Raw genomic sequence first — 20399 nt, forward strand, 5'->3', positions numbered from 1 at the left:
TATATTTGATCGGGGCTGTTCGCAGTCGACAAATTTAGAAATCTTTAGAAATCGCAGAAAACCGGCCAGGAAGGGGGTCGGCGAATCGGCGGCGTGTAACAGCGCCCCGCAGTAGCTTCCCCCCACCCAGGAGTCGGCAACATGAAGAAGCATCCACGTCGTATTGCAAAAGTACGCTTGTCCAAATCCGTCCTGGCCTTGGCCTTAGTTCTGGCCAGTGGCTCGGCATTCGCGCAATCCACCACCGGCGGTATTTCCGGCAGTGTCGCCGATGCCGCCGGCAAGACCGTCCTGATCGAAAACAACAGCGGTTTGAGCCGCGAGGTGGCGGTCGACGATCGCGGTCGTTATGCCATCGGCAATCTGCCGCTGGGCACCTATAAGGTGACCGTCAAGCAGGGCGAAGCGGTGCTCGAGACTCGCGAAAACATCGGCATCACCGTCGGCGCCAGCACCGATGTCTCGTTCGCCGGCGGCGTGCAGACCCTTGGCGTGGTGAGCGTGGTAGGGACTCGCGTCGCTCCCATCGACGTAACGCAGATCGATACCCGCACCGTCATCACTTCGGAGCAGTTGACGCAACTGCCGCTGGGCCGCACTGCGGAAGCCATCGCCCTGCTGGCCCCCGGCGTAGTCAACAATTCCGGCGGCTTCGACAACGGTCCACTCGGTGGATCGCTGCCAAGCTTCGGTGGTTCGGCGGCATCGGAAAACGCGTACTACCTCAACGGCTTCAACACCACCACGGCGGCGAACAGCCTCGGCGGCCTGACCCTGCCGTACGGCGCCATCGACCAGCAGGAAATCTTCACCGGCGGCTACGGCGCGCAGTACGGCCGCTCCAACGGCGGCGTCATTAACCAGGTCGGCAAGCGCGGCAGCAACGAATGGCACTTCGGCGCAGCGGTGATCTGGGAGCCGGATAGCCTGAAGGCCAAGCAGAAGGATCTGTACTGGCGTCCGGATAGCCTGACCTCCAGCACCAGCAACACGGCCTACAACTACGCCAGGGCCGCTAACGGCCTCTACCTGCCGCAGAGCGAACAGGAATCCAGCACGACCACCTACAGCGCCTACGTCGGCGGTCCGATCGTGCAGGACAAGCTGTTCTTCTTCCTCGCCGCCGAGCAAGCGGATTCCGATGGCGTCCGCATCCTTTCCAACCGCGACTCGGGCAATGGCGCGACCGGCGGCTGGACGGATTACGACTACACGCAGCAGCGCTGGTACGCCAAGTTGGACTGGTACATCACCGACAACCACCTGCTCGAAGTCACTGGCGCCAGCGATGAGTATGAAACCAAGGGCGAGATCTACCGGTACGACTACCTCAACCGCGAGCGCCTGGCCTATCGGACCGATGAATCGACGCAGGAAGCCGGACCGACACTTTACTCGGCCAAGTACACCGGTCACTTCGGCAACGACTTCACCGTGACCGCGCTATACGGCGAGCAATCCACACCGGACAAGTTGACGCCGTTCGGCTACGACGCGGCCAACGGCCCTGTCATCACCGACGCCTCCCTGCAGAACCCGGCCTACGCGCCCACCCCGATCCAGGGCAGTCAGTTGATCACGTCGATCACCGACCCCGACCGGGAATACAAGAAGACCAATACCCGCCTGAACCTCGAGTGGCGCATCGGCGACCACACCCTCAACTTCGGCATCGACAACCAGAAATCCGAAGGCATCAACATCGGCTCGGTCCGTTCCGGTCCCGGCTACTCGTGGGCCTACGGACGGACCGCCGATCCGTATGGCCTGTTGACCGGTGGCCTGATCAGCCAAGCCGCGAACGAGGACGGCGGCGTAGGAGCGCCCAGCCCGGCGCTGGTGGATCCCACCTATGGCGCGTCGGGCTACTACGTCGTCAGGAACATCGACACCAGCCTGTATTCCTACGAAGCCAAGCAGAAGGCTTACTACATCGAGGACAAGTGGCAGGTCACCGACAACCTGCTGCTCAGCCTGGGCCTGCGCAAGGACGAGTTCACCAACTACACACCGTTCGGCGAGGCCTACATCGACGTAGGCGACGCGTGGGCGCCGCGCATCGGCTTCAGCTGGGACGTGAATGGCGATTCCAGCCTCAAGGTCTTCGGCAACATCGGCCGTTATTACCTCGGCCTGCCGCTGGCGCCAGTGGGTCTATTCACCCCGGCGATCAGCACCAGCACCTACTACACCTACAGCGGAATCAATGCCGACGGCACGCCGATCATTTCCGAGCAGTTGGGATCCGCCGTGTCGGCCAACTCGCGCTTCGGCCGCATCGCGGACGTGCGCACCGCTGTGGCCCGCGACATCGAGGGCGAGAACCAGGATGAAATCATCCTCGGCTTCACCAAGGAACTGGAAAGCGGCTGGGTGCTGGGTGTGCGCGGCACGCACCGCCGCCTGAACGCCGGTATCGACGACCAGAACTACGACGTGTCGAATGAGGCGCTGATCGAGGCCGCCGCCGCGCAGGGAGTGACGATCGACTTCTCAAGGGTTTCCGGCGCCGCGCTGATCAACCCCGGCCAGGACAACGTTTGGGGCGTGATTGGTACGGACGGCCAGCTCCACGAAGTACTGGTGACCCGCGAAGCGGCCGGGTTCCCGGAATTCAAGCGCAATTATTCGGCGGTCGAATTCAACCTGGAGCGTCCGTTCGACGGCAAGTGGTACACCAAGCTCAACTATGTGTGGTCGCACAGCTACGGCACTACCGAAGGCCAGTTGCGTTCGGATCTGTGGCGCACCGGCGGCGCGCTGGGCAGCTATCAGGGTCAGGCGTCGGTTTCGACCACGCAGAGTTGGGACCACGCGGCACTGATGGAGCACTTCAATGGCGACCAGTCCAACGACCATCGCCACCAGTTCAAGCTGTACGGCTACTACCAGTTGACCGAGGAGTGGGGCGTTTCCGGCAACCTGAGCATGATTTCCGGCGCGCCGAAGAACTGCCTGGGCTCATACGGCGGTACCGAGTTCACGGGCAGCGATCCGGCCGGTTACGGCGGCAGCGCAGTCACTGGGGGTCCGTATCACTACTGCTACAACGCGGCGACCGGAAACCTCGAACCTTCGCCCCCAGGTTCGCAAGGCCGCCTGGGCTGGGTGAACCAGATCGACCTGGGCGTGACCTACAAGCCGGGTTTCGCCAAGGGCAAGCTCGCCTTCAACCTCAACGTGTTCAACATCACCAACGAGGACACCGCGACCAACATCTATCCGTTCTCGCAGTTGCCCGACCTAACGGTGAACCCGCTGTGGAATCAGCCGGTCGCGTACCAGACGCCGCGTTATGCGCGCCTGTCTGTCACCTACGACTACTGAGTGGGCATCGCCGCGGGAACCTGACGCAACCGACGCAATGCCATGCGCGTCAAGCAATTGGACTGCCGCCCTTGGGCGGCAGTCCGTTTTCCGGAAGCGGGTGCGCTTCGCTGGCTACCCAGTTCCAGATTGCCAACGGCAGGGGTTGAACCTGCACCTCACAAGCGACGCTCGCAGGACCGCTGTGGCGGTACGTCTACCTAATTCCGTCACGTTGGCCTGGATAGCTTAGAGGGCAGCCGGTGTGGTCAGCCGCCATCGTTTTAGAAACAGGGTCAGCGGGTCAGGCCCCCAGCAGTTCGACTTCGAACTTCAGCGTGGCATGGGGCGGGATGACGCCACCGGCGCCGCGCGCGCCGTAGCCAAGGTTGGCGGGGATGATCAGCGTGCGCTGGCCTCCTTCCTTCATGCCCTGCACGCCTTCGTCCCATCCCTTGATGACCATGCCGGCGCCCAGCGGAAATATGAAGGGTTCGTCACGATCCTTGCTGGAATCGAATTTGGCTCCCTGCGCGTCGTTCTCGTAGAGCCAGCCGGTGTAGTGCACGGTGACGTTGCGGCCAGGCGCGGCCTCGGCGCCGGTGCCGACGACGGTGTCTTCAAACTGCAGGCCGGAAGCTGTGGTGGTGAATGCCATGGGATTTCTCTTGTTGGGATTAGGGATTTTAATAGTTCGCGAGGCGACAACCAGAAAAGGAGCAGGGTCATTTCCTTGAGTATTGAAAAATGAACCTGACCCCTTTTTTTGACCCCTTTTTTTGGCTTCGGCGAATCGCTTGCGGAGTTCGCGACGTGAGAGCGCCTGCGCTCCATCTTAAAGCGGGAGGCTGGCGCTCCCGACAAAAATGCCGCCGCCAGGGCCGGGATATGCTCTAGTCGCCGAGCAATGCCGCGTTGCCCCATGTGACGACCGTAGGCGCCTTGTTCCTGGCGGAATTGCCACGCGCCACCAGCTCGACGATCTTCACGCCCGCTATGTTGGCGCTCAGGACCTGCGCCGTTTGACCGAAGCGGGCCGGCTTGGATGTCGCCAAGAGCTTACCGTCTCCATAGACGGAGAAGGTCACCGCGTCGTCCGCATCAAGGGTCGAATCATCGACTCCGATCTCAGCGATGAAGCGGCGGAATTGGCCATCGGCCCTGACCTCCAATCGCGAGTTGGCGAGAACGCCCAAACCCGTCTCGTACATCCTGCCGTCGATGCGCAACGCCTGCCGGTAGGGTGTGGCGTCGGCCTGCGCGCCGCCCCATCCGGTGTAGGCAGGTGGTTCGCCGGTGTCGGTCGTCCCTCCCCAAGGCGTGATCATGCGATGGATCGTGGGATCGGGCTGGGGAATGACCACGCCGTCGACGGCCGGGTTCACGCGTCCGGGCATTTCCGACAGATATAAGCCGTCGGCCAGTGCGCGCGTGCCGACGGCGTCGAAGACAAGCGTCTGGCGCGGGTCGAGACGCATCTTCGTTCCACCGGAAAAGACGGGCAGCGTCGCGCCGGTCCATAGGTCCTTGAGCGTAACCGGCGCCGTTGCGGCGAACTTCATGTGGCCGGCCGTCAACGTCACCTCGGCCGGCGCAAGTCCGCGGTTGAAAATCGCCACCGCCTTGTGGCCGTTGCTCAGCGTCTTGACCAGGATCTGAACGTCGTCGGTGTCGTAGGCCAGCACCGCCTGGTTGCCCGCCGGGTCCTGATTGACGGCGATGATGTCGCTGTTGCCAAGGATGTCCATCAGCGGTTGCGGCGCGTTCCTCAGGTCGTAGCCGATCAGAAGCGGCGCCGACAGCATCGACCACAGCGCGAAGTGCGACTTGGCCTCCGTCAAATGGCGCTCGTCGAAGTCGCCGTGACCGATGAAGAGCATGTCCGGATCGTTCCAGGAGCCGGGATGCGCATAGAGCGCGCGGTTGGCCGCGCTGTCGAAATTGGCCAGCATCCGCGTCCAGCTGGGCGTGATGTCGTCGCTGGTCCGCGACAGATTGCCGACGTCCTTGGCCCAGGCGCGGACGTCGGCCGAGCCCCAGGCGCAGATTGAAAAGACATAGTCGCCATCGGGATTTGCGCGGTGCAGGGCATCGGCGACCTGTTGGTAGAGCTTGCGGACGGCCGGTATGTCGGTGCGGCGGATTTCCTTGATGTCGATCAAAGGATCGAGCGCCCGGTATTGGCCGGACTTGACGCGCTCGTTGTCCAGACCGAAGGCGCGGATGCCGCAGGCATCGACCTTGATGTAGTCGAACGCCCAATCCTTGAAGTAGAGTTCAATGTCTTGCTCGATATGGCCGTACAGTCCGACCTCGCGCTCGACGACCGTGCCCTCGGGTAGGTTTGGCGCATTCGGCGCGAAGGCCTGCGAACAGTTGTTGGCGCCGATATCCGAGTAGATGCCGGCCTTCAAACCCATGGCGTGGATGCGGTCGGTGAACGGTTTGAAGCTGGTCTGTTCGGCTCCGCCGACCGCGGCGGACGGGAAAATCGAGGTGCGCACGATCATGCGGCCGTCCGTGGTCCGTCGCTTCAGCCACCAACCGTCATCGATGTTGATGTAGCGGTAGCCCTTCGCGGCCAGGCCGCTGTCAACGATCGTCTTGGCGGAATCCAGAACCTTGGCTTCGGTGACATCTGTGTGGAAGGCGTTCCACGAGTTCCACCCCATGGGCGGCTTTGCCGCTTGTCCTGTTGTTACCGCAGTCCAGCGGCCAGCCGGCGCCAGCGGATCGGTCGCAGCATAGGCTCCGCCGCCATAACATAGCGCCAAGGCGAGACAGCCGATAAACCCTTGAACAGAACGCCTCATTATTCCCTCGGTATATTCAAAATCATGAATTCAGCTACTGGTGCGGATCTGGATGCGCCTTGGCCCAGTCCAACGCGCCTTGCAGGGTAGTCACCCAGACCTCGCCGTGGTGGGCGGCCAGCCAGGTGATCAGCTCGCGGTGCGCGGAGTCGGATACCTGCAGGTAGTCGCCGCCGACGCCGTGGAACAGGTAGACCGCCATGCCGCCGCCCGCTTGGGCCTGCTTAGCGAAATCGATCAGCTGCGCGCCCGTGACCCCTTCGTCGAACCCGCGCGAGGGGATGTGCATCGGATCCATCCGGCCGACATCGGCGCGGAGGTCGTCGGGCGAGGTGTGGACCCCGCGCACATAGGTCACCAGGTTCGCTGCCCTGAGAGCCTCGATATAGTCGACGCCGCCCGCCATGGTCTGGCCGCATGGCGAGGCGAATCCGTGGGTTGGCTTGCCGTCCAGCGCGGTCAGAAGAACGTTCTGCTGCTCGATCTCCTTGAGCATACTCGCCGGCGTATAGGCCTCGGACGTGTAGCGGGGATCGGTGGAAAATTTGGACGCGGGGCAAGGGTGGAAGAGGGTGTGATTGGCGAGTTCATGGCCCGTCTCGCCTACGGCGCGCCAACGCGGAACGTCCGCCGGCTTCAGGCCGGCGAGGAAGAAGGTCGCCTTCAATCCGGCCGCGTCCAGCACCGGCACCGCGTGATCCAGCTGAGAGTCCAGCCCGTCGTCGTAGGTCAGCACCACCGCCGCCTTGGCCCCTTCCGGCCATGTCGTCGCCGATGCGGTCGACACGCCGCAGACCAAGCTCAGCGCGAGCGCCAGAAGCATCTTCATCGTCATCCCCCTCACGGAGAGAAAGCCGCTGATGGACCGGAAGCTCCGATTGAACCCAGACAGTATTTCGAAAGTCCGTTTCTGATCGCAGCCGATAGGCCCGCATAGCGAACTGCGGTGAATGTCACGTCGTCGGCCCACACCGGCAGCGTGGCGATACAGGCGACACGCGCCAGTACAAATCGTTTCATTCTGACGGCCATCCGAGAGCGGAGTTTTCGGGTGTCTCGAATCCGCGACGCAGTCAGCCACGCTATCGAGCAAGGAAATAGAAGCTGCGATGTTCACATGCCTGCACGGAGCTTCGCCGAATCTCCCTTGCACGACAAATGAAGTATTGAGCACTTTCCATTCCGTAAAAGAATAGATCTGGTGGACCGCCTATCCGCCTGACTCGTGCAACGACACTTTGGCGACGAAGAAGCGAAGAGCCCAAGGCAAAAAGGGGTCAGAGTAAATATCGGCTTCAAACGGATATTTACTCTGGCCCCTTTTCCGTTGACCCCTTCTTCTTTTTTTGCCTCAGGGCGGATCGGCCTTCACGTGGCGCTCGATATAGGCCGCATGGTCTGGCATCTCGGCCACCGTGCCGGCAATCGCCTGGCGCACGCGCATGAAATGGGCCAGCAGCGCCTGCTCGTCCACGTGCTCGACGAATGGAGCAAGCCGATCGGGCCGCAGGCCCAGGCCGAGGTACATGGACACCCACGAGGGCTCCAGGAACCCCAACTGGTGGTGCATGACCACTCGCCCGGTGCCGCGGAACATGTCGATCTGGTGCGCCAGCGTCTCGGGCAGCTTCATGTTCGCGCAGTAGCGCCACAGTTCGGAATCATCGCGCTGCGTCAGGTGGTAGTGCATCGCGATGAAATCGCGGGTCGACTCGAATTGCTCGGCGTGCTGGCGGTTGAATTCGGCGGCCAGCGAGGGATGGAAGTCGCGATCCGGGAAGTACTCCACCAGCCAACCCACGCCGTCCATGATGATGTGGATGCTGGTGGACTCCAGCGGCTCCACGAAACCCGCCGCCAGCCCAAGGGCGACCACGTTCTTGACCCAGGCACGCTTGCGCCGGCCGGTCACGAATCGCAAGGGGTTGGGCACGCCCTGTGGCTTGCCTTCGAGGTTGGCGACCAGCAATGCGCTGGCCTCGTCGTCGGAGATGCAGTCGCTGTTGTAGACCAGGCCACTACCGGTGCGATGCTGCAGCGGGATCGTCCATTGCCAGCCGGGCGCGTGCGCGGTCGAGGTGGTGTAGGGCCGCAGCGGCTCCGTGCGTTCGCTGGAAACCGCAAGCGCGCGGTCGCAGGGCAGCCACTTTCGCCAGTCCTCGTAACCGGCCTTCATGGCGCCTTCGATCAGCAGGCCTCGGAACCCCGAGCAATCGATGAACAGGTCGCCCTCGATGCGCCGACCGTCGGCCATGCGAACGGCTGCCACGAATCCGTCCTCGGGCCGCAGCTCGACGTCGACGACGGTGCCAAGCTCGCGCTGCACGCCACGCGCCATCGCGTACTCGCGCAGGTAACCCGCGTACAGCGAGGCATCGAACTGGTAGGCGTACGAATACGAATTATGGGCCGATGGCGACCCGGCCAGCGGCGGCGTGAACTTCATGTGCCGCGCCATCACGCTGGACGTGGACCAATCTTCATACGACGGGAAGTCGGGGTGCTTCGCGCTCAGTCGCAGCCAGTGCTGGTAGGGCGCGCGGTTCTGGATCGGCGGGCCGAAATCGCCAAAGCCGTGGAAGAAGCGGTGGCCGATGCGTCCCCAGTTGCGGAACTCGATCCCCAGCTTGTAGGTCCCCTGGGTGCGCTTGGTGAACTCCGTGTCGTCCAGCCCCAGCAGGTTATTGAAGGTGCGGATCGGCGGAATGGTGGCTTCGCCGACACCGACCGTGGCGATATCGGGCGACTCCACCAACACGATCTCGCAGCCCATCGGCCCTTGGCGGGGCAGTTGCTGCGACAGGGGCGCCGCCGCCATCCAGCCGGCGGTCCCGCCGCCGACGATGACGATCCGGCGTATGTGACGCTCGTTCATGGCCATGCCTCCCCGGACACGGGGTCAGGTTACTCCTTGCCTGACGGCATGGGTTAAAAAAGGGGGTCAGGTTCATTTCCTGGGTTAAAGAATGAGCCTGACCATTTTTCGTTAGGGTGGGCCTTGGCCCACCGGGCAAACATCAGGTTGCCTAGGATCGAAACGAAGCAAGCGTAATGCGGATCCGTCGTAGACGATGGCCAACTTCGCTGTTGAAAGCCGGCCGGATATGCGCGAATAGATGCAATGCCGGCAGAGGACAGACATGCGGCGGGCTCTCAACAGCGCAGCTGGTCATCCGCTTCGCGGGTTCCGCCCTACGTGTACTAACGCCTGAGTTAAGTCGAGCCGGGAAGCGGCGTCGGCTTGGACGAATTGTTAGGCCTCATGGCTGGCAAGCCACGGCCACCTCGTAGATAGGATCCGCGGACGCGCGAATCTGCAGCCAACAGTTTGCACCCTTGGGCTGATACTCCAAGAATGTCCCGTTCTCGCGGCGAACAGGTTCTGCAGGGCCATAGAGCCGAGTGACCTCCGCGACAGGCATGCCGGGGCAGAGGCCGGCCGGCGTGCACGCATTGAAGCCGGTGCCAGCGAGGGCGGTAACGCGCCGAGGCACATCCGGGCCGGGCGACTCCAGCCACCCGACAGTGACTACCAAACCCGGGTAGTACAGCTCAAGCCCTTCGCCCGTATCGAAGGTTCCGGCCGGCTCGCCCAGCGACCGACGCACGCGCGCCTCCGTGGCGCCGATCTCTATGCCGCCAATGCTGAGCTCCGAAATATTGGGAACACCGGCGTGGACTTCACTCACTGCGAGGACGGCAACAAGGACGATGATGTTTCGCATGAGGCCTAACGCCTGAATTAAGCCGACCCGCAGCGGGGCGGCGACTGAGTGCAAATATAGCCGAAGGCGTGCACTTAGGCGCCGCCCTGATGCGGGTTCGGCTTGAATGAATTGTTAGGCCGCAATACCTGCGGTTCCGTCAGAAGCCGCATCGTTGGCGAGCTTCGTTGAGGAAGTCCGCCTTTATGGATCCTAGGCACCTGCCTCACTTCCGTCAGCAAGGTATAGGACCTCACCTTCTGGATCGAGCACATGAACTCCGTGCTGTTCGGCGATTGCCCTTAGTTGGCCCAGTCGTTCTTCGTCGAATTCACTGAGTTCGAACGTCATCTCCAGGACGGATCCGGCCGGCCTGTTGTGTGCGAAATCTTCGTTCCAAACGGCACCCTTTGACCCGTCTTCCGGCCAAACTCGCAGAAGGTTATCAAAGAAAGAGGCAATGCCCGCGGTTGGTGCCTCGTTACTGTCTCTAAACTGATCCACAAACCCCGCCGCCGTCACCGCATCGGTAATATGGGGGGCATCAATTGCGTACAAGATTGCTTCGCTCATCGTTACTCCTCGAGACCAGGGTTTACGCTCGTTGTGGCGAAGTGGCCTCCAGTTGCGGCCTAACGCCTGAATTAAGCCGACCCGCAGCAGGGCGGCGACTGGGTGCAAATATAGCCGAAGCCGTGCATTTAGGCATTTAGGCGCCGCCCTGATGCGGGTTCGGCTTGAATGAATTGTTAGGGCGCTGGCGCGTTGACCACCAATACCTAATCAAGCCGGTAACTACGATGAACGACCAAGCGATGAGTGGGAATGCTGCACCAGCCATGAAATGACGCCAAGCAGCCCCTCCAACCGTGGTGACTGCATCGGGGCCCATGCCATCACGGAAGAACCAGGCGAGGTATAGCAGAACGCCAAGAGTGACACTGGAAAGAACGAGTGTTGCAAGTAGACAAATTCGACCTGGCCAAACGAACAAACCAATGTAGGCAATGCAGCTGGCGATCGTGAGTACGGGAACTGCTGCGAGCTGCCACATACCGTCTCCTGCGCCCTAACGCCTTAATCAAGCCGATCTGCGAAGCGGCTTCGGTTTGAATGAACTGTTAGGCCCTTGCGGTACCCGTGACGAGTTTGCCAGACCACAGGCGCAGCACAAGCGGCTCACCTGCGGCTAGAGTTATCTCAGTATCTGGATCATCGGTTACAGACACCTGCAAGTGCGATGGGCGCTGCGGAAAAATACAAATAACCCCGTGGTCGTTAACGACAGACTCGAAGAATGCAATGACCGCTTCTAGCGGAGCCATGCCGTACTCGGGAACAAGCAGGTCACCATGGGTATGCCAGGCTTGATCGCTGAAGCCTATGTAACACTCGTCTTCCTCGAACACTTCAAGTGTGAGAGAGCCATCAGTGCTTGTGCGGGAGCGAATTGGTTGGTTCAAGGACCTAACGCCTGAATTAAGCCGAGCCGCGAAGCGGCTTCGGCTTGAATGAATTGTTAGGCGCTATCGGGACTGCCGCCGATAGCACCACCCGAGATAAACCGTAGATAGCGAAAAGGCGACGAAGAGCCAGAAGGCCCATTTGCCATTGGAGAGTCTTACCTCGTGCGCACCGGCTGATTGAACAATTGGTTGGCCATTGACAGACAGTTCCCACAGCTCGGGCTCACCAGGGCCGGCATAGCCAATTGTTGCTGTGTTGCCGGGCTTAAGGACCGCAGTGGCCGTACCGTAGGCGGGCAGGATGCTCGGGTAAGTGAACTCTAAGCTGGAGTCATCGATGTGGAAGTGGATTGTCCGAGCACGGCCCGCACGAACCTCCTCCGAGCTCGTAATTAGCCCGGAAGCATGCTCAAGCAGCGTTGGCTGGGCTGAAAGCGAAAGCCGCCAGCCATAGAAGGCTGCGGCCGATACGGCAAGCCCGAGCAGTAGATGTAGCCAATGCACGCGTTGTTGGGACATAGCGCCTAACGCCTGAATTAAGCCGCGCCGCGAAGCGGCGTCGGCTTGAATGAATTGTTATACGGGAAGCGGCTCACTTCATGCCAACCCGTTGGTCGAATTTGCTCGGCACCAAGGAGATCAACTCGTTGTACTGCCGCCACACAGGGCCTTCCCATGGCATCGAGTCGACTGCGAACCGACTGAGTGAATCGAGTGAGCCGTGAATCTCTTTGAATGATTCGCTAGAGGCGGTGTTCTGTGCCAGACGGCGAATACGGTTGAGGAAGGACCACTCGATTGATCCTTGAACAGGATTGTCCTCTTCAAGCTGCAGCAATAGCCGGCTACATGTGAGGCAAATTGGTTGTAGTGATGGTCCATCGTGTCCAAGGGCATCATTCCCGTATAACGCCTGAATTAAGCCGGCCCGCGAAGCGGGTTCGGCTTGAATGAATTGTTAGGCACCAGCTATGCCCTCTCCGTCGAAGTAGATGTCAAACCAAAACTCAACTCCGAGTTTACCGAGTGCCTTCATGTGAGATGGGTCCATTGTCGGGCCACCTTGACCCGATTGAGAATCCCATCGGCAGCAGATATCAACGAAGTATCCCTGCTGCAATAGCTGTGAAATGGCAGCCTCCTTTCCGACCATTTTATCCAGAAGCCAGTCGAGGTGGTGCCTAGCATCGAGACTGTCGACGTTGCCGGCGGACTCAAGAAACCAACCTGACGATTTTCGAGTTCGAGTCGATTTCTCGGAAACGCGAGATCCGACCAGATGAGAGCTTGTCGGTTCTATCCCCAAAATTTTGGTGGCCTCGCTTGGATCTGCCGTGTCATGCATGGCGCGAAACCAAACGTGGGTATAGGAGCAAGTGGCGTAGTTTTTGTCGTAGCCGGTCAAAGCTTCACCTGGTGCCTAACGCCTGAATTAAGCCGACCCGCGAAGCGGGTTCGGCTTGAATGAATTGTTAGGCGCCACGCGGCACCAACGGAACAAGAAATGCATGTATTGCGGCCATGGACACGTAGCCAATCAAGAGTGAAAGAGCGGGAAACAACCAGCCGTGCGGTGTCAGGAGTCCCGCAAGAATAATGCTGAAAATGAATGGAGTAACAGCAAGCATGGCTGTTGATGGTACGGAAATCTTCTTACCGCAGGACTGACAGGCCACAGACCGTGCGGGTCCTAGGAATGATTTCTTAAGCTGGGAAAGTGCAGGCCTTTGACAGTACGGACAAATAGTCATGTTTGTTGTGGCGCCTAACGCCTGACTTAAGCCGACCCGCAACGGGCCAGTGATTGGCTGATATTAGAACAGAAGCCGGGGGCTTGAACGAAGCCGAGATGCGGGTTTGGCTTGAATGAATTGTTAGGCCGCATAGGCGAGATAGTTACTCCCGTTTGCGCCGGCGGTGTATTGCAAGGCCGGCGCCACAGAGTAGCAATCCAGTTGCAGCGAGCAAGGCGGAAACAAGATGAGAGTACTGGCCAGTCGGAACGACTCGGTAGTAGGCATGCGGATCGCTGGACGGCAGTCTGAAAGAGACTGGAAGAAAGTCTGAGATTGGCGGGAGTCCGAGTAGGCCAACGAGCAGAATGATCGCACCGATTGCAATGATGGACTTGCCCATAAGCTGTCTCTTGCGGCCTAACGCCTGAATTAAGCCGAGCCGCGAAGCGGGTTCGGCTTGAATGAATCGTTAGGTGTGCTGCATCCGAAACACATGATCTCAGCCTCACCTTTCGCGAAATGCTCGTTGTTTTGCGGGAACGCCATGCTCTTGCTCTCTGATCCCCTCAAGCATGACGAGGCGCTTGAAAAACGACTTGCGGCCCTGCGATGTACCGCCATTCTCGTAACCCCACAGGCAGCGATCAATCTCGTGATTGAGCTTGCCTAAAGGAAGGGCAGCCAGCACCTCGGGGTCTTGCTCCTTGATGATTGGGGTTGCCATTGCACACCTAACGCCTGAATTAAGCCGGCCCGCCACGAGACGGCTGAAGTTTGTCGAGACCGCGACGCGGGCTCGGCTTGAATGAATTGTTAGGCCTCATCCAGCCACTTAGGTTGCGGAGCTGCGGCCGACCAACCCCAATCTTTGAGTAAATCAATTACGTCTGCTATGACTGGAGCGTAAGTTGGCGCTGACAGCACTGAGTAGCCATAACCCGCTGCGGCTAAAGCAACCGTATGAGCTGAAAAACTCTCATAGTCGTCGGAAAGCAGAATCCCTCGCTCTGCGCCGAAATCGGGTAAGCGGGCGGAGAACGTAAGGGCTCGGCCTCCAGGTAGCACGATCTGGCATGGCGCCTCCACAGTGAAGCCAAGAAGCTGGCCGGCGTGTTGCCAATATGTAGATAGGCGATCAACTGTCATGGGTGAGGCCTAACGCCTGAATTAAGCCGGCCCGCCCGATCAACTGTCCGCTCGTGGCCATAGCGATGCGGGCTCGGCTTGAATGAATTGTTAGGCCTCGGCGCGATGCTCTTTGCGCCACCGAAGACCCGCTAGTCGAACATCTGGCCTAGTACTAAAATCCCCCAAGTGCCGCTCACCGTACTCTTCTTGATTTGCACGCACCAGATTGGCTAGATCCGTCGCTGCACCATGAAGGCTCGGACCGAACTTACCCAGCTCCTCGGTCGTCAGTCGAATATCGATTCCAAACATCGCGATCCCGCCGCACAGCACGCTTAAGTAGCACGCATCAGCGTCCTCAAGAAGTGTCCAGCTCCACGGTTCTTGCGCGACTACTTTCATCTGAGGCCTAACGCCTGAATTAAGCCGGCCCGCCCAGGCCAACTATCCGATTGATGCCGTAACGATGCGGACTCGGCTTGAATGAATTGTTAGGGCCCGTTTGCGGTCTCTGCATAGTCCCAGTGAGATAACTCCGGCCCACGGAGCATGTCAGATGTAACTACGTAATCAATCCTACGTCCTTTGCCCGAGTACTCAAAACTTACGCCGCACTCCATATCGCGGTTGGGTCCGGATAGATGTGCTGGATCCAGACCTTGTCGAATGACCTGCTCTCGGACCATAGCCGCCGCTTGCGCAAGATTTTGCGGATCGTCGAGCGGACACTGCTTTAGCGACCACACAACCCAGATCGCAGCAGAAACGAGTACTAATGTTGTGGCAGCTAATACGACCTTGACCATGGGGCCTAACTACGATTAGACCCCAAAGTGGGGTGTAGCGCGGATTGTGGGTGTGGTCTGGGAGGCTCGTCAATCAGGCTTTGTCTACGCGGCACAAGGTGTTACGGCAGTACCGCGAGCCGGCAGGACATTAAACATTGAGGGTGTTTACCGGCACGGAGGCCGTCTAATGCCTACGGCCGAAGATGTCGCGGTCATAAGCAAATCCAGGATCCGCCCCGCCAAGCCCCAGGCTGTTCGATGAAGTTCCGCGCAGATTGCGGGTGAAGCACCACAGTTTGCGGAAGGAACAGGCCTATCTATATTGGATTCGCCGGTATATCCGGATCAACGGACGGCGGCACCCGTGCGAATTAGGCGGTGAGAGGTCGAGTATCTGATGAGCGATCGCGAACAGGCCTAGCCGGAAGCGCGTTACCCGGGTCGAAAGGTGGTGGTGGCGACGATCTGGTCGGCGGCTTCGGCCAGTTGGGTGAAGCAGTGGGCCAGGCCGGCGCGGGGCAGGATGAGGTCGTCGGGTTTGAGGATTTCGGGTTGGCTGAGTCCGGCCAGCAGGTGCAGGTAGTGGCAGAGGGACTGCAGTTGCTGGTGGGCTTCTTCCGGCAGGAAATGGTCAAAGGAGTCAGAGAACATATCGGTTTCAAACAGATATGTTCTCTGTCCCCTTTTTCAGTCCCTTTTTCGCTCCTACAGTCTATGCACCCGTCAGCAATCGATCGCTACGACGGCGTTGGATCAGCCTGTCCAGTTCATCGACGACCGGGTGCTCCTCCAAACCAGACCACAAACTCCAGTGTGCGACGAAGTCCACTCTCTTGCCGAAACCAGTGTCGTCTTTGAAGTACAGTTTTACGGTGTCAGGGTGGATCCAGCTGCCGCCATCGACGCGCTGCAGCTGTGACACGGGGACTTCGTAGCGTCGCCCAAGGTCGGAAATCAAGAAATGCTCATCCTGCAGATCGACGTGCCGCACTTTGCCGAACTTGCAATAAGCAAAGACGACACAGAACAAGGCACCCAAGGTCCCGAACCATGCCTTCGTTTCGCCCTGGCCCACAAAGGCGATGGTCACGCAGATGGGTAACAAGATCCAGAAGGGCGCATACAGATACTTCCAGAGATATGTTGTGCTGGAAGAGAGCCGATCTGATTCCATGTAACCGGGCCTTGTACCGATTGGAGATAGTCGATGATAGAAGCAGAAGCCGGCAGCTTCGCGCTACTCGAACTCCCGCTTTCGATCAAGCCAAGTGGCAAGAATACGCGATCAAGGCGCTAGGCGGCCGGCCTGCGACGCTGCGGCAGCTTGGCGGGGACGGGTCGGAAGGTGGTGGTGGCGGCGATCTGGTCGGCGGCTTCGGCCAGTTGGGTGAAGCAGTGGGCCAGGCCGGCGCGGGGCAGGATGAGGTCGTCGGGCTTGAGGATTTCGGGTTGGCTGAGGTCGGCCAGCAGATGCAGGTAGTGGCAGAGGGACTGGCGTTGCTGGTGAGCTTCTTCCGGCAGGAATAGCCGGGCTCGCATGGCTTTCCTTGGCGCACGACGGTCTCCTTTCTTCTTCGCAATGGAATGCCTTCTAAATGCCTCCGTCCCCTTTAGCTCGAATGTGTACTAGCCGCCCCGACGCAGAGCATGTGCGCCGATGGTGCCCAGTGCACGGGCACAGAGAATCCACCAGATTGACGGGGGTTGGCACCTAAATAGTGAGTGGAGCGGGTGCAGTCATCTGCTTATGGCCTGTAGAAATCAGGCAGCACGGAAGTACCCCCCGCCGAGCGTGAATTATTTACGTTGTGCGTACGCGCTTTCAGTGCTCCCATGAACTCGGGGAAATAAGAGGCGAAGAGCGGTTGAGTCGCATAACCACCTCCGTCTCTTCTTATCTACTTTAGTGCTCTGGGGTTGGCGGATGAAGATTCGCTAGCCTTGTAGGCCGGGGAAGTGATGATGAGCGCGCCGAAGCAAGTTATGCCGGACCATCGCCGCATTGCACGGATGCACCAACCACGCGCGGCATTTCGCGCACACCTGCTTCCCTATCAAACATTTGAAGAAGTTCGTGCAGCTTGCGTTGCTGTTGGCAGTGCGGACATGAATAAAGGATTCAATAATGCGCGCTAGCCAAAGCTTGGCGGTTGTTGCCCTCCTTCTTCTCAATGGGTGCGCGAGTCTCAATAGCGTTCACCGAACTCACCGGGTAAAAGGCTCAGAAAGCGCGAGCATCCTGACGGTAGACGCAAAGCAGCGTCACTTGCTGATTGTTCCTGAGCCCGACGCCAACAAGGTGACTCGGTTTCGGATGTGCGCCGAAGCCGCGCCGGACGTCTTCAGCGCTTATGCGAGCAGCTTGAGCGGAAACCTCGGACTGGGCGCGACCGAACGGAATGCGGCGTTCGCCAACTCGATGGCGGAAACCGCCGCTACTGTCGAGCGGACGCAAACCATCAACCTGCTGCGCGAGTCGATGTATCGCACTTGCGAACGGTATCTGTCCGGCGCACTGAACGAGGATCAGTTCATCATTCAGGCCGCGCGCGACCAGAAGTCGATGGTGGCAGTCCTCGCGATCGAACAACTGACCGGTGCCATCCGGGCCAAGCCCACAATCATTTCAGGCCCTGCCACTTCTGCCTCGGTGATCGACGGTACCGAGGCGGCCAAGTTGATCGGGCAATTCCGAGTCGAAGAAAGCACCGCGAAGACCAACCTGGCGGCAGCGGACAAGGCGTACGCATCCGCCAACAAGGCAGGTAAGTGCGACACCGTTGCCGAGAAGCCCGCGGCCGACGCGAAGGACCCGACAGCCGACGAGTGGCTGGCCTGCAAGAGCGCCGAAACGATGGTGGCGCAGCGCAAGGACGAACTGAAGACGGCCACCAGCAGGCTGGACAAGGCGCTGACGTTGGCAGCGGATTTTGTCTCCAAGAGCAACGCATCCACTACCGGCGGGACGAACGAAGGCTTGGCCTACACCGTAACGCCGCCGGGAGACGATGCACTCATTGCCGTTGCGCAGGCCGTGGAGAACATCGTGACATCCCCTGGCATCGATGAGCCGCTCATGTTCTGTATTGCATACTTCCAGAGAACCGGGAAACTCAATGACGACGCGGTGAAAGCCTGCACACAGATCATCAGCGACCGGGCGAAGGACGATCGAGCAAGGCAGCAAATCAAAATGGGCATAGCCAATGCCGCTGGCTATCGAAGTGACTTGGCACAGGGCAGGAGGCACAACAGCTTCATGCAACGGCTATTTGCGCGGATAGAGACCTCCGACCCCAAGACGCTCGCCAACAAGATGGTTATGTTCGAAACGAGGGCCGGCACGAATCACGGCCTCGGCGTCGCCTGCACCTCTCGTGAGGCTTGCAAGAGTGCAGTTCGCGGCTCCGATCTATCGGAATCCTACTTGGCGGATGAGGCGAAGCTGGAAGCCGCGTTGCGAAACTGGGACAAGCCCAAGCCTTGAGAGGAAGAAGCCGATGGATGTTTCCAAGATATTTCTAATTGCCGACGAAGAAGAAGCGCAGCGTAAATTTGCCCAGTACAAGTTTCTTGATGGCTTCAATACACTGCTCATCGGGCCGACGGACATCTTCCGCATCACCGGCCAGGCCCCCAACAAGATCGAATGGAAGAGTGGAGCCGACCACGACTGGTATATGGTCGTGGTGACGGAGGCGACCGTTTGGACGGCGGGCGATGGCGTAGTAGAGGGTCCGGACTGAGAAGACGGAAAGTTGGTGCGCGGTAGCGTTGTATGCCAACTTTGAGGATGATCATACGTGTTCTTAGTACCCTCAATGATAGTTATCAGCTTCTTATCAGCCGAACTAACCTGAGGAGATTGACAAATGTCACAGCAGGAAAATCTCGCCGATTCTGCTCGAGCGCTCGAGCAAGATAGATTCGTTTACAGAGTTGTAATCTGTGTTCTAAGCACCCTTGCTCTCGTTGTTGTCGGAATAGCTGCGTACTTGGCGATAGTCAACAACGGGAAGGTCGATAGTTTCCCAGTGATTCTCACCGCACTTGGCTCCGCATCACTTGGAGCACTTGCGGGAATAGTGGCTCCAGGCCAATCCAGGTAGACGCCTAGCTCAGATGAGCATAAAGGCACTGCTTTGCTTCTTCTTCATGCTTTTCTATGTTGACCGGAGGTAGTGGTGGCGGCGATCTGGTCGGCGGCTTCGGCCAGTTGGGTGAAGCAGTGGGCCAGGCCGGCGCGGGGCAGAATGAGGGCGTCGGAGTTGGTGTGTTCGGGTTGGCTGAGTTCGGCCAGCAGGTGCAGGTACTAGAAAACGTACTCTGACCCCGTTCTTTTCCATCGCGGGCATCACGCGAACGATGCGGTGCGCCTTCGGCTTACCGCATCCTACGGGGCTCAGTCTCCCGTCCTCCTTGAGACGACATCGAAGCCACCGCCCGGCCATTGCCATCGGCCCGTGATGGTTCTGCCGTCCTCGCTCAACTTGCCCTTGAAGAAGTTGTCCGAATCCTTGTCGCCGAACCAGGTCCAGCAGGTCCCGTCGTCGTCGACCTGGTGGGTATAGGTGAAGTTGCTGCCATCGTCGGCCATCAGATGGGAACGCAGGCTCTGCGTGTCCCCGTCCCAGGTGATGTATTCGATCCCCGACAGCTTGCGGCCGCGTGGGGTCGTCGCCTCGAACTCCTGGATGAGGTAGTGACCACCCAGCCCCATCCGATAGGTCGAAGTTCCCGGGACGAGGCCTTCGTTCTTCCAGGTACCCAAGAGATGCGCGAGCCGTTTCATCGTGGGGTGTGGCGTCAGCGGGAGTTCCGCTGCTCGATGGTTGTTGCTGTCTGCCATGAGGCCTCCTTCCGGCCTTGCCTGTGATAGTCCCCCGCATTGCGCGGACTCTCTCTAAAGACGAATGGGAGACCAGGAAATCGACATAGACCGCCGGTGTTGCCGGAACGACTGCCGGGCCCAGATGGGGCAGGCTCCAACAAATAGGGTCAGAGCATCGTAGCCCGGGTGAATGTCGGTGGCCTAGCCACCCCAAGTCGCAAGGTTCGGAACCTTGCACGCAAGCCAATTTGCTTTGCGCGCAAGGTTCTGGAGGCGACGCTTGACCTACTTCCACTTCGCGCGCAAGCAAAAATGCCTTGCGCGCAAGCCTCTGTGCTTTGCGCGCAAGCCGAAGAACTGCGCGCGCAAAGCAAATTACTTCGCCATTACGTTCGGGGGCTCCGGGCGCCGACCGTAATAGCGGCTTCCGCTAAGCACGGAGCTGCAAGCGCGACTCTCAATACTTTGCGCGCAAGGAAATTTTCTTTGCGCGCAAAGCTAAATGTGCCAAGTCTCGCCTTCGGAGCTTTGCGGACGGAGATAAGAAGCTTGCGCTAGCGCTTCTAGAGCCGGCCACGAACCCTTTCGCTTCTGCGTTCGGCCGTTATCTTCGCGAGCGAGGACCTC

The 20399-nt window shown here is 59.6% G+C and carries 20 protein-coding genes and 1 tRNA gene; 6 read left to right on the plus strand and 15 right to left on the minus strand.

Annotated features, from left to right (window positions below):
* Positions 1–141 precede the first annotated feature (141 nt).
* On the plus strand, positions 142–3327 hold the full coding sequence (locus J2W94_RS07325) for a TonB-dependent receptor domain-containing protein (protein ID WP_310091729.1): 3186 nt from the start codon (positions 142–144) through the stop codon (positions 3325–3327).
* Positions 3328–3457: 130 nt separating this feature from the next.
* Here the strand turns inward: J2W94_RS07325 and J2W94_RS07330 are convergent.
* The 11 genes from J2W94_RS07330 to J2W94_RS07380 form a co-directional block, all read right to left on the minus strand.
* Positions 3458–3546: transfer RNA gene (locus J2W94_RS07330), tRNA-Ala, on the minus strand.
* Between the two features lie 64 nt (positions 3547–3610).
* Entirely contained in the window at positions 3611–3964 is a 354-nt protein-coding gene (locus tag J2W94_RS07335) for an FKBP-type peptidyl-prolyl cis-trans isomerase (protein WP_310091733.1), read from the minus strand.
* Positions 3965–4199: 235 nt separating this feature from the next.
* On the minus strand, positions 4200–5978 hold the full coding sequence (locus tag J2W94_RS07340; protein ID WP_310091736.1) for an NPCBM/NEW2 domain-containing protein: 1779 nt from the start codon (positions 5976–5978) through the stop codon (positions 4200–4202).
* Between the two features lie 175 nt (positions 5979–6153).
* Positions 6154–6948, minus strand: a complete 795-nt coding sequence (locus J2W94_RS07345) for a polysaccharide deacetylase family protein (protein WP_310091740.1) — start codon at positions 6946–6948, stop codon at positions 6154–6156.
* 522 nt (positions 6949–7470) lie between these two features.
* Positions 7471–8994 (minus strand): tryptophan halogenase family protein, encoded by a 1524-nt coding sequence (locus J2W94_RS07350; RefSeq protein ID WP_310091742.1) that lies wholly within the window; start codon positions 8992–8994, stop codon positions 7471–7473.
* A 385-nt stretch (positions 8995–9379) separates the two neighbouring features.
* Entirely contained in the window at positions 9380–9844 is a 465-nt protein-coding gene (locus tag J2W94_RS07355; RefSeq protein ID WP_310091745.1) for a hypothetical protein, read from the minus strand.
* A gap of 192 nt (positions 9845–10036) precedes the next feature.
* Positions 10037–10396 carry a hypothetical protein gene (locus J2W94_RS07360; protein WP_310091748.1) on the minus strand — a complete coding sequence of 120 codons (360 nt, stop codon included), beginning with the start codon at positions 10394–10396 and terminating at the stop codon, positions 10037–10039.
* A 548-nt stretch (positions 10397–10944) separates the two neighbouring features.
* Positions 10945–11286, minus strand: a complete 342-nt coding sequence (locus J2W94_RS07365) for a hypothetical protein (RefSeq protein ID WP_310091751.1) — start codon at positions 11284–11286, stop codon at positions 10945–10947.
* 63 nt (positions 11287–11349) lie between these two features.
* Positions 11350–11808, minus strand: coding sequence for a hypothetical protein (locus tag J2W94_RS07370; RefSeq protein ID WP_310091754.1), 459 nt, complete (start codon positions 11806–11808; stop codon positions 11350–11352).
* A gap of 439 nt (positions 11809–12247) precedes the next feature.
* Positions 12248–12694, minus strand: a complete 447-nt coding sequence (locus J2W94_RS07375) for a DUF4279 domain-containing protein (protein WP_310091756.1) — start codon at positions 12692–12694, stop codon at positions 12248–12250.
* A gap of 836 nt (positions 12695–13530) precedes the next feature.
* Positions 13531–13749 carry a hypothetical protein gene (locus J2W94_RS07380; protein ID WP_310091758.1) on the minus strand — a complete coding sequence of 73 codons (219 nt, stop codon included), beginning with the start codon at positions 13747–13749 and terminating at the stop codon, positions 13531–13533.
* A 1443-nt stretch (positions 13750–15192) separates the two neighbouring features.
* Here J2W94_RS07380 and J2W94_RS18150 point away from each other — a divergent pair.
* Positions 15193–15339, plus strand: coding sequence for a phage integrase N-terminal SAM-like domain-containing protein (locus J2W94_RS18150; protein ID WP_430540592.1), 147 nt, complete (start codon positions 15193–15195; stop codon positions 15337–15339).
* 34 nt (positions 15340–15373) lie between these two features.
* On the opposite strand, the gene J2W94_RS07385 is transcribed toward J2W94_RS18150, so the two are convergent.
* The 3 genes from J2W94_RS07385 to J2W94_RS07395 form a co-directional block, all read right to left on the minus strand.
* The gene (locus J2W94_RS07385; RefSeq protein ID WP_310091760.1) at positions 15374–15592 is read right to left on the minus strand and encodes an XAC0095 family protein; all 219 of its coding nucleotides are present in this window, start codon (positions 15590–15592) and stop codon (positions 15374–15376) included.
* Positions 15593–15653: 61 nt separating this feature from the next.
* Positions 15654–16115, minus strand: a complete 462-nt coding sequence (locus J2W94_RS07390) for a hypothetical protein (protein WP_310091762.1) — start codon at positions 16113–16115, stop codon at positions 15654–15656.
* Between the two features lie 119 nt (positions 16116–16234).
* Complete coding sequence (locus J2W94_RS07395; protein ID WP_310091765.1) at positions 16235–16480, minus strand: XAC0095 family protein; 246 nt, start codon at positions 16478–16480, stop codon at positions 16235–16237.
* A gap of 423 nt (positions 16481–16903) precedes the next feature.
* On the opposite strand from J2W94_RS07395, the gene J2W94_RS07400 reads away from it, so the two are divergent.
* The 4 genes from J2W94_RS07400 to J2W94_RS07415 all read left to right on the plus strand — a co-directional run bounded on the left by J2W94_RS07400 (position 16904) and on the right by J2W94_RS07415 (position 19271).
* On the plus strand, positions 16904–17077 hold the full coding sequence (locus J2W94_RS07400) for a hypothetical protein (RefSeq protein ID WP_310091767.1): 174 nt from the start codon (positions 16904–16906) through the stop codon (positions 17075–17077).
* 130 nt (positions 17078–17207) lie between these two features.
* On the plus strand, positions 17208–18428 hold the full coding sequence (locus J2W94_RS07405; protein ID WP_310091771.1) for a hypothetical protein: 1221 nt from the start codon (positions 17208–17210) through the stop codon (positions 18426–18428).
* Positions 18429–18441: 13 nt separating this feature from the next.
* A complete protein-coding gene (locus J2W94_RS07410; protein ID WP_310091774.1) occupies positions 18442–18687 on the plus strand; it encodes a hypothetical protein in 246 nt (81 codons plus the stop codon).
* A gap of 422 nt (positions 18688–19109) precedes the next feature.
* Positions 19110–19271, plus strand: coding sequence for a hypothetical protein (locus J2W94_RS07415; RefSeq protein ID WP_310091777.1), 162 nt, complete (start codon positions 19110–19112; stop codon positions 19269–19271).
* A 72-nt stretch (positions 19272–19343) separates the two neighbouring features.
* Here the strand turns inward: J2W94_RS07415 and J2W94_RS07420 are convergent, their stop codons facing one another.
* Positions 19344–19790, minus strand: coding sequence for a hypothetical protein (locus J2W94_RS07420; protein WP_310091779.1), 447 nt, complete (start codon positions 19788–19790; stop codon positions 19344–19346).
* Positions 19791–20399 lie beyond the last annotated feature (609 nt).

This window comes from Pseudoxanthomonas sacheonensis (genome assembly GCF_031455975.1).
GTDB lineage: Bacteria > Pseudomonadota > Gammaproteobacteria > Xanthomonadales > Xanthomonadaceae > Pseudoxanthomonas_A > Pseudoxanthomonas_A sacheonensis_A.

Bases quoted from the DNA above. Each gene is read 5' to 3' on its own strand.
- J2W94_RS07325 (WP_310091729.1), top strand. From the start codon at position 142: ATGAAGAAGCATCCACGTCGTATTGCAAAAGTACGCTTGTCCAAATCC.
- J2W94_RS07335 (WP_310091733.1), bottom strand. From the start codon at position 3,964: ATGGCATTCACCACCACAGCTTCCGGCCTGCAGTTTGAAGACACCGTC.
- J2W94_RS07340 (WP_310091736.1), bottom strand. From the start codon at position 5,978: ATGGGGTGGAACTCGTGGAACGCCTTCCACACAGATGTCACCGAAGCC.
- J2W94_RS07345 (WP_310091740.1), bottom strand. From the start codon at position 6,948: ATGAAGATGCTTCTGGCGCTCGCGCTGAGCTTGGTCTGCGGCGTGTCG.
- J2W94_RS07350 (WP_310091742.1), bottom strand. From the start codon at position 8,994: ATGAACGAGCGTCACATACGCCGGATCGTCATCGTCGGCGGCGGGACC.
- J2W94_RS07355 (WP_310091745.1), bottom strand. From the start codon at position 9,844: ATGCGAAACATCATCGTCCTTGTTGCCGTCCTCGCAGTGAGTGAAGTC.
- J2W94_RS07360 (WP_310091748.1), bottom strand. From the start codon at position 10,396: ATGAGCGAAGCAATCTTGTACGCAATTGATGCCCCCCATATTACCGAT.
- J2W94_RS07370 (WP_310091754.1), bottom strand. From the start codon at position 11,808: ATGTCCCAACAACGCGTGCATTGGCTACATCTACTGCTCGGGCTTGCC.
- J2W94_RS07380 (WP_310091758.1), bottom strand. From the start codon at position 13,749: ATGGCAACCCCAATCATCAAGGAGCAAGACCCCGAGGTGCTGGCTGCC.
- J2W94_RS07385 (WP_310091760.1), bottom strand. From the start codon at position 15,592: ATGTTCTCTGACTCCTTTGACCATTTCCTGCCGGAAGAAGCCCACCAG.
- J2W94_RS07390 (WP_310091762.1), bottom strand. From the start codon at position 16,115: ATGGAATCAGATCGGCTCTCTTCCAGCACAACATATCTCTGGAAGTAT.
- J2W94_RS07395 (WP_310091765.1), bottom strand. From the start codon at position 16,480: ATGCGAGCCCGGCTATTCCTGCCGGAAGAAGCTCACCAGCAACGCCAG.
- J2W94_RS07400 (WP_310091767.1), top strand. From the start codon at position 16,904: ATGAGCGCGCCGAAGCAAGTTATGCCGGACCATCGCCGCATTGCACGG.
- J2W94_RS07410 (WP_310091774.1), top strand. From the start codon at position 18,442: ATGGATGTTTCCAAGATATTTCTAATTGCCGACGAAGAAGAAGCGCAG.
- J2W94_RS07420 (WP_310091779.1), bottom strand. From the start codon at position 19,790: ATGGCAGACAGCAACAACCATCGAGCAGCGGAACTCCCGCTGACGCCA.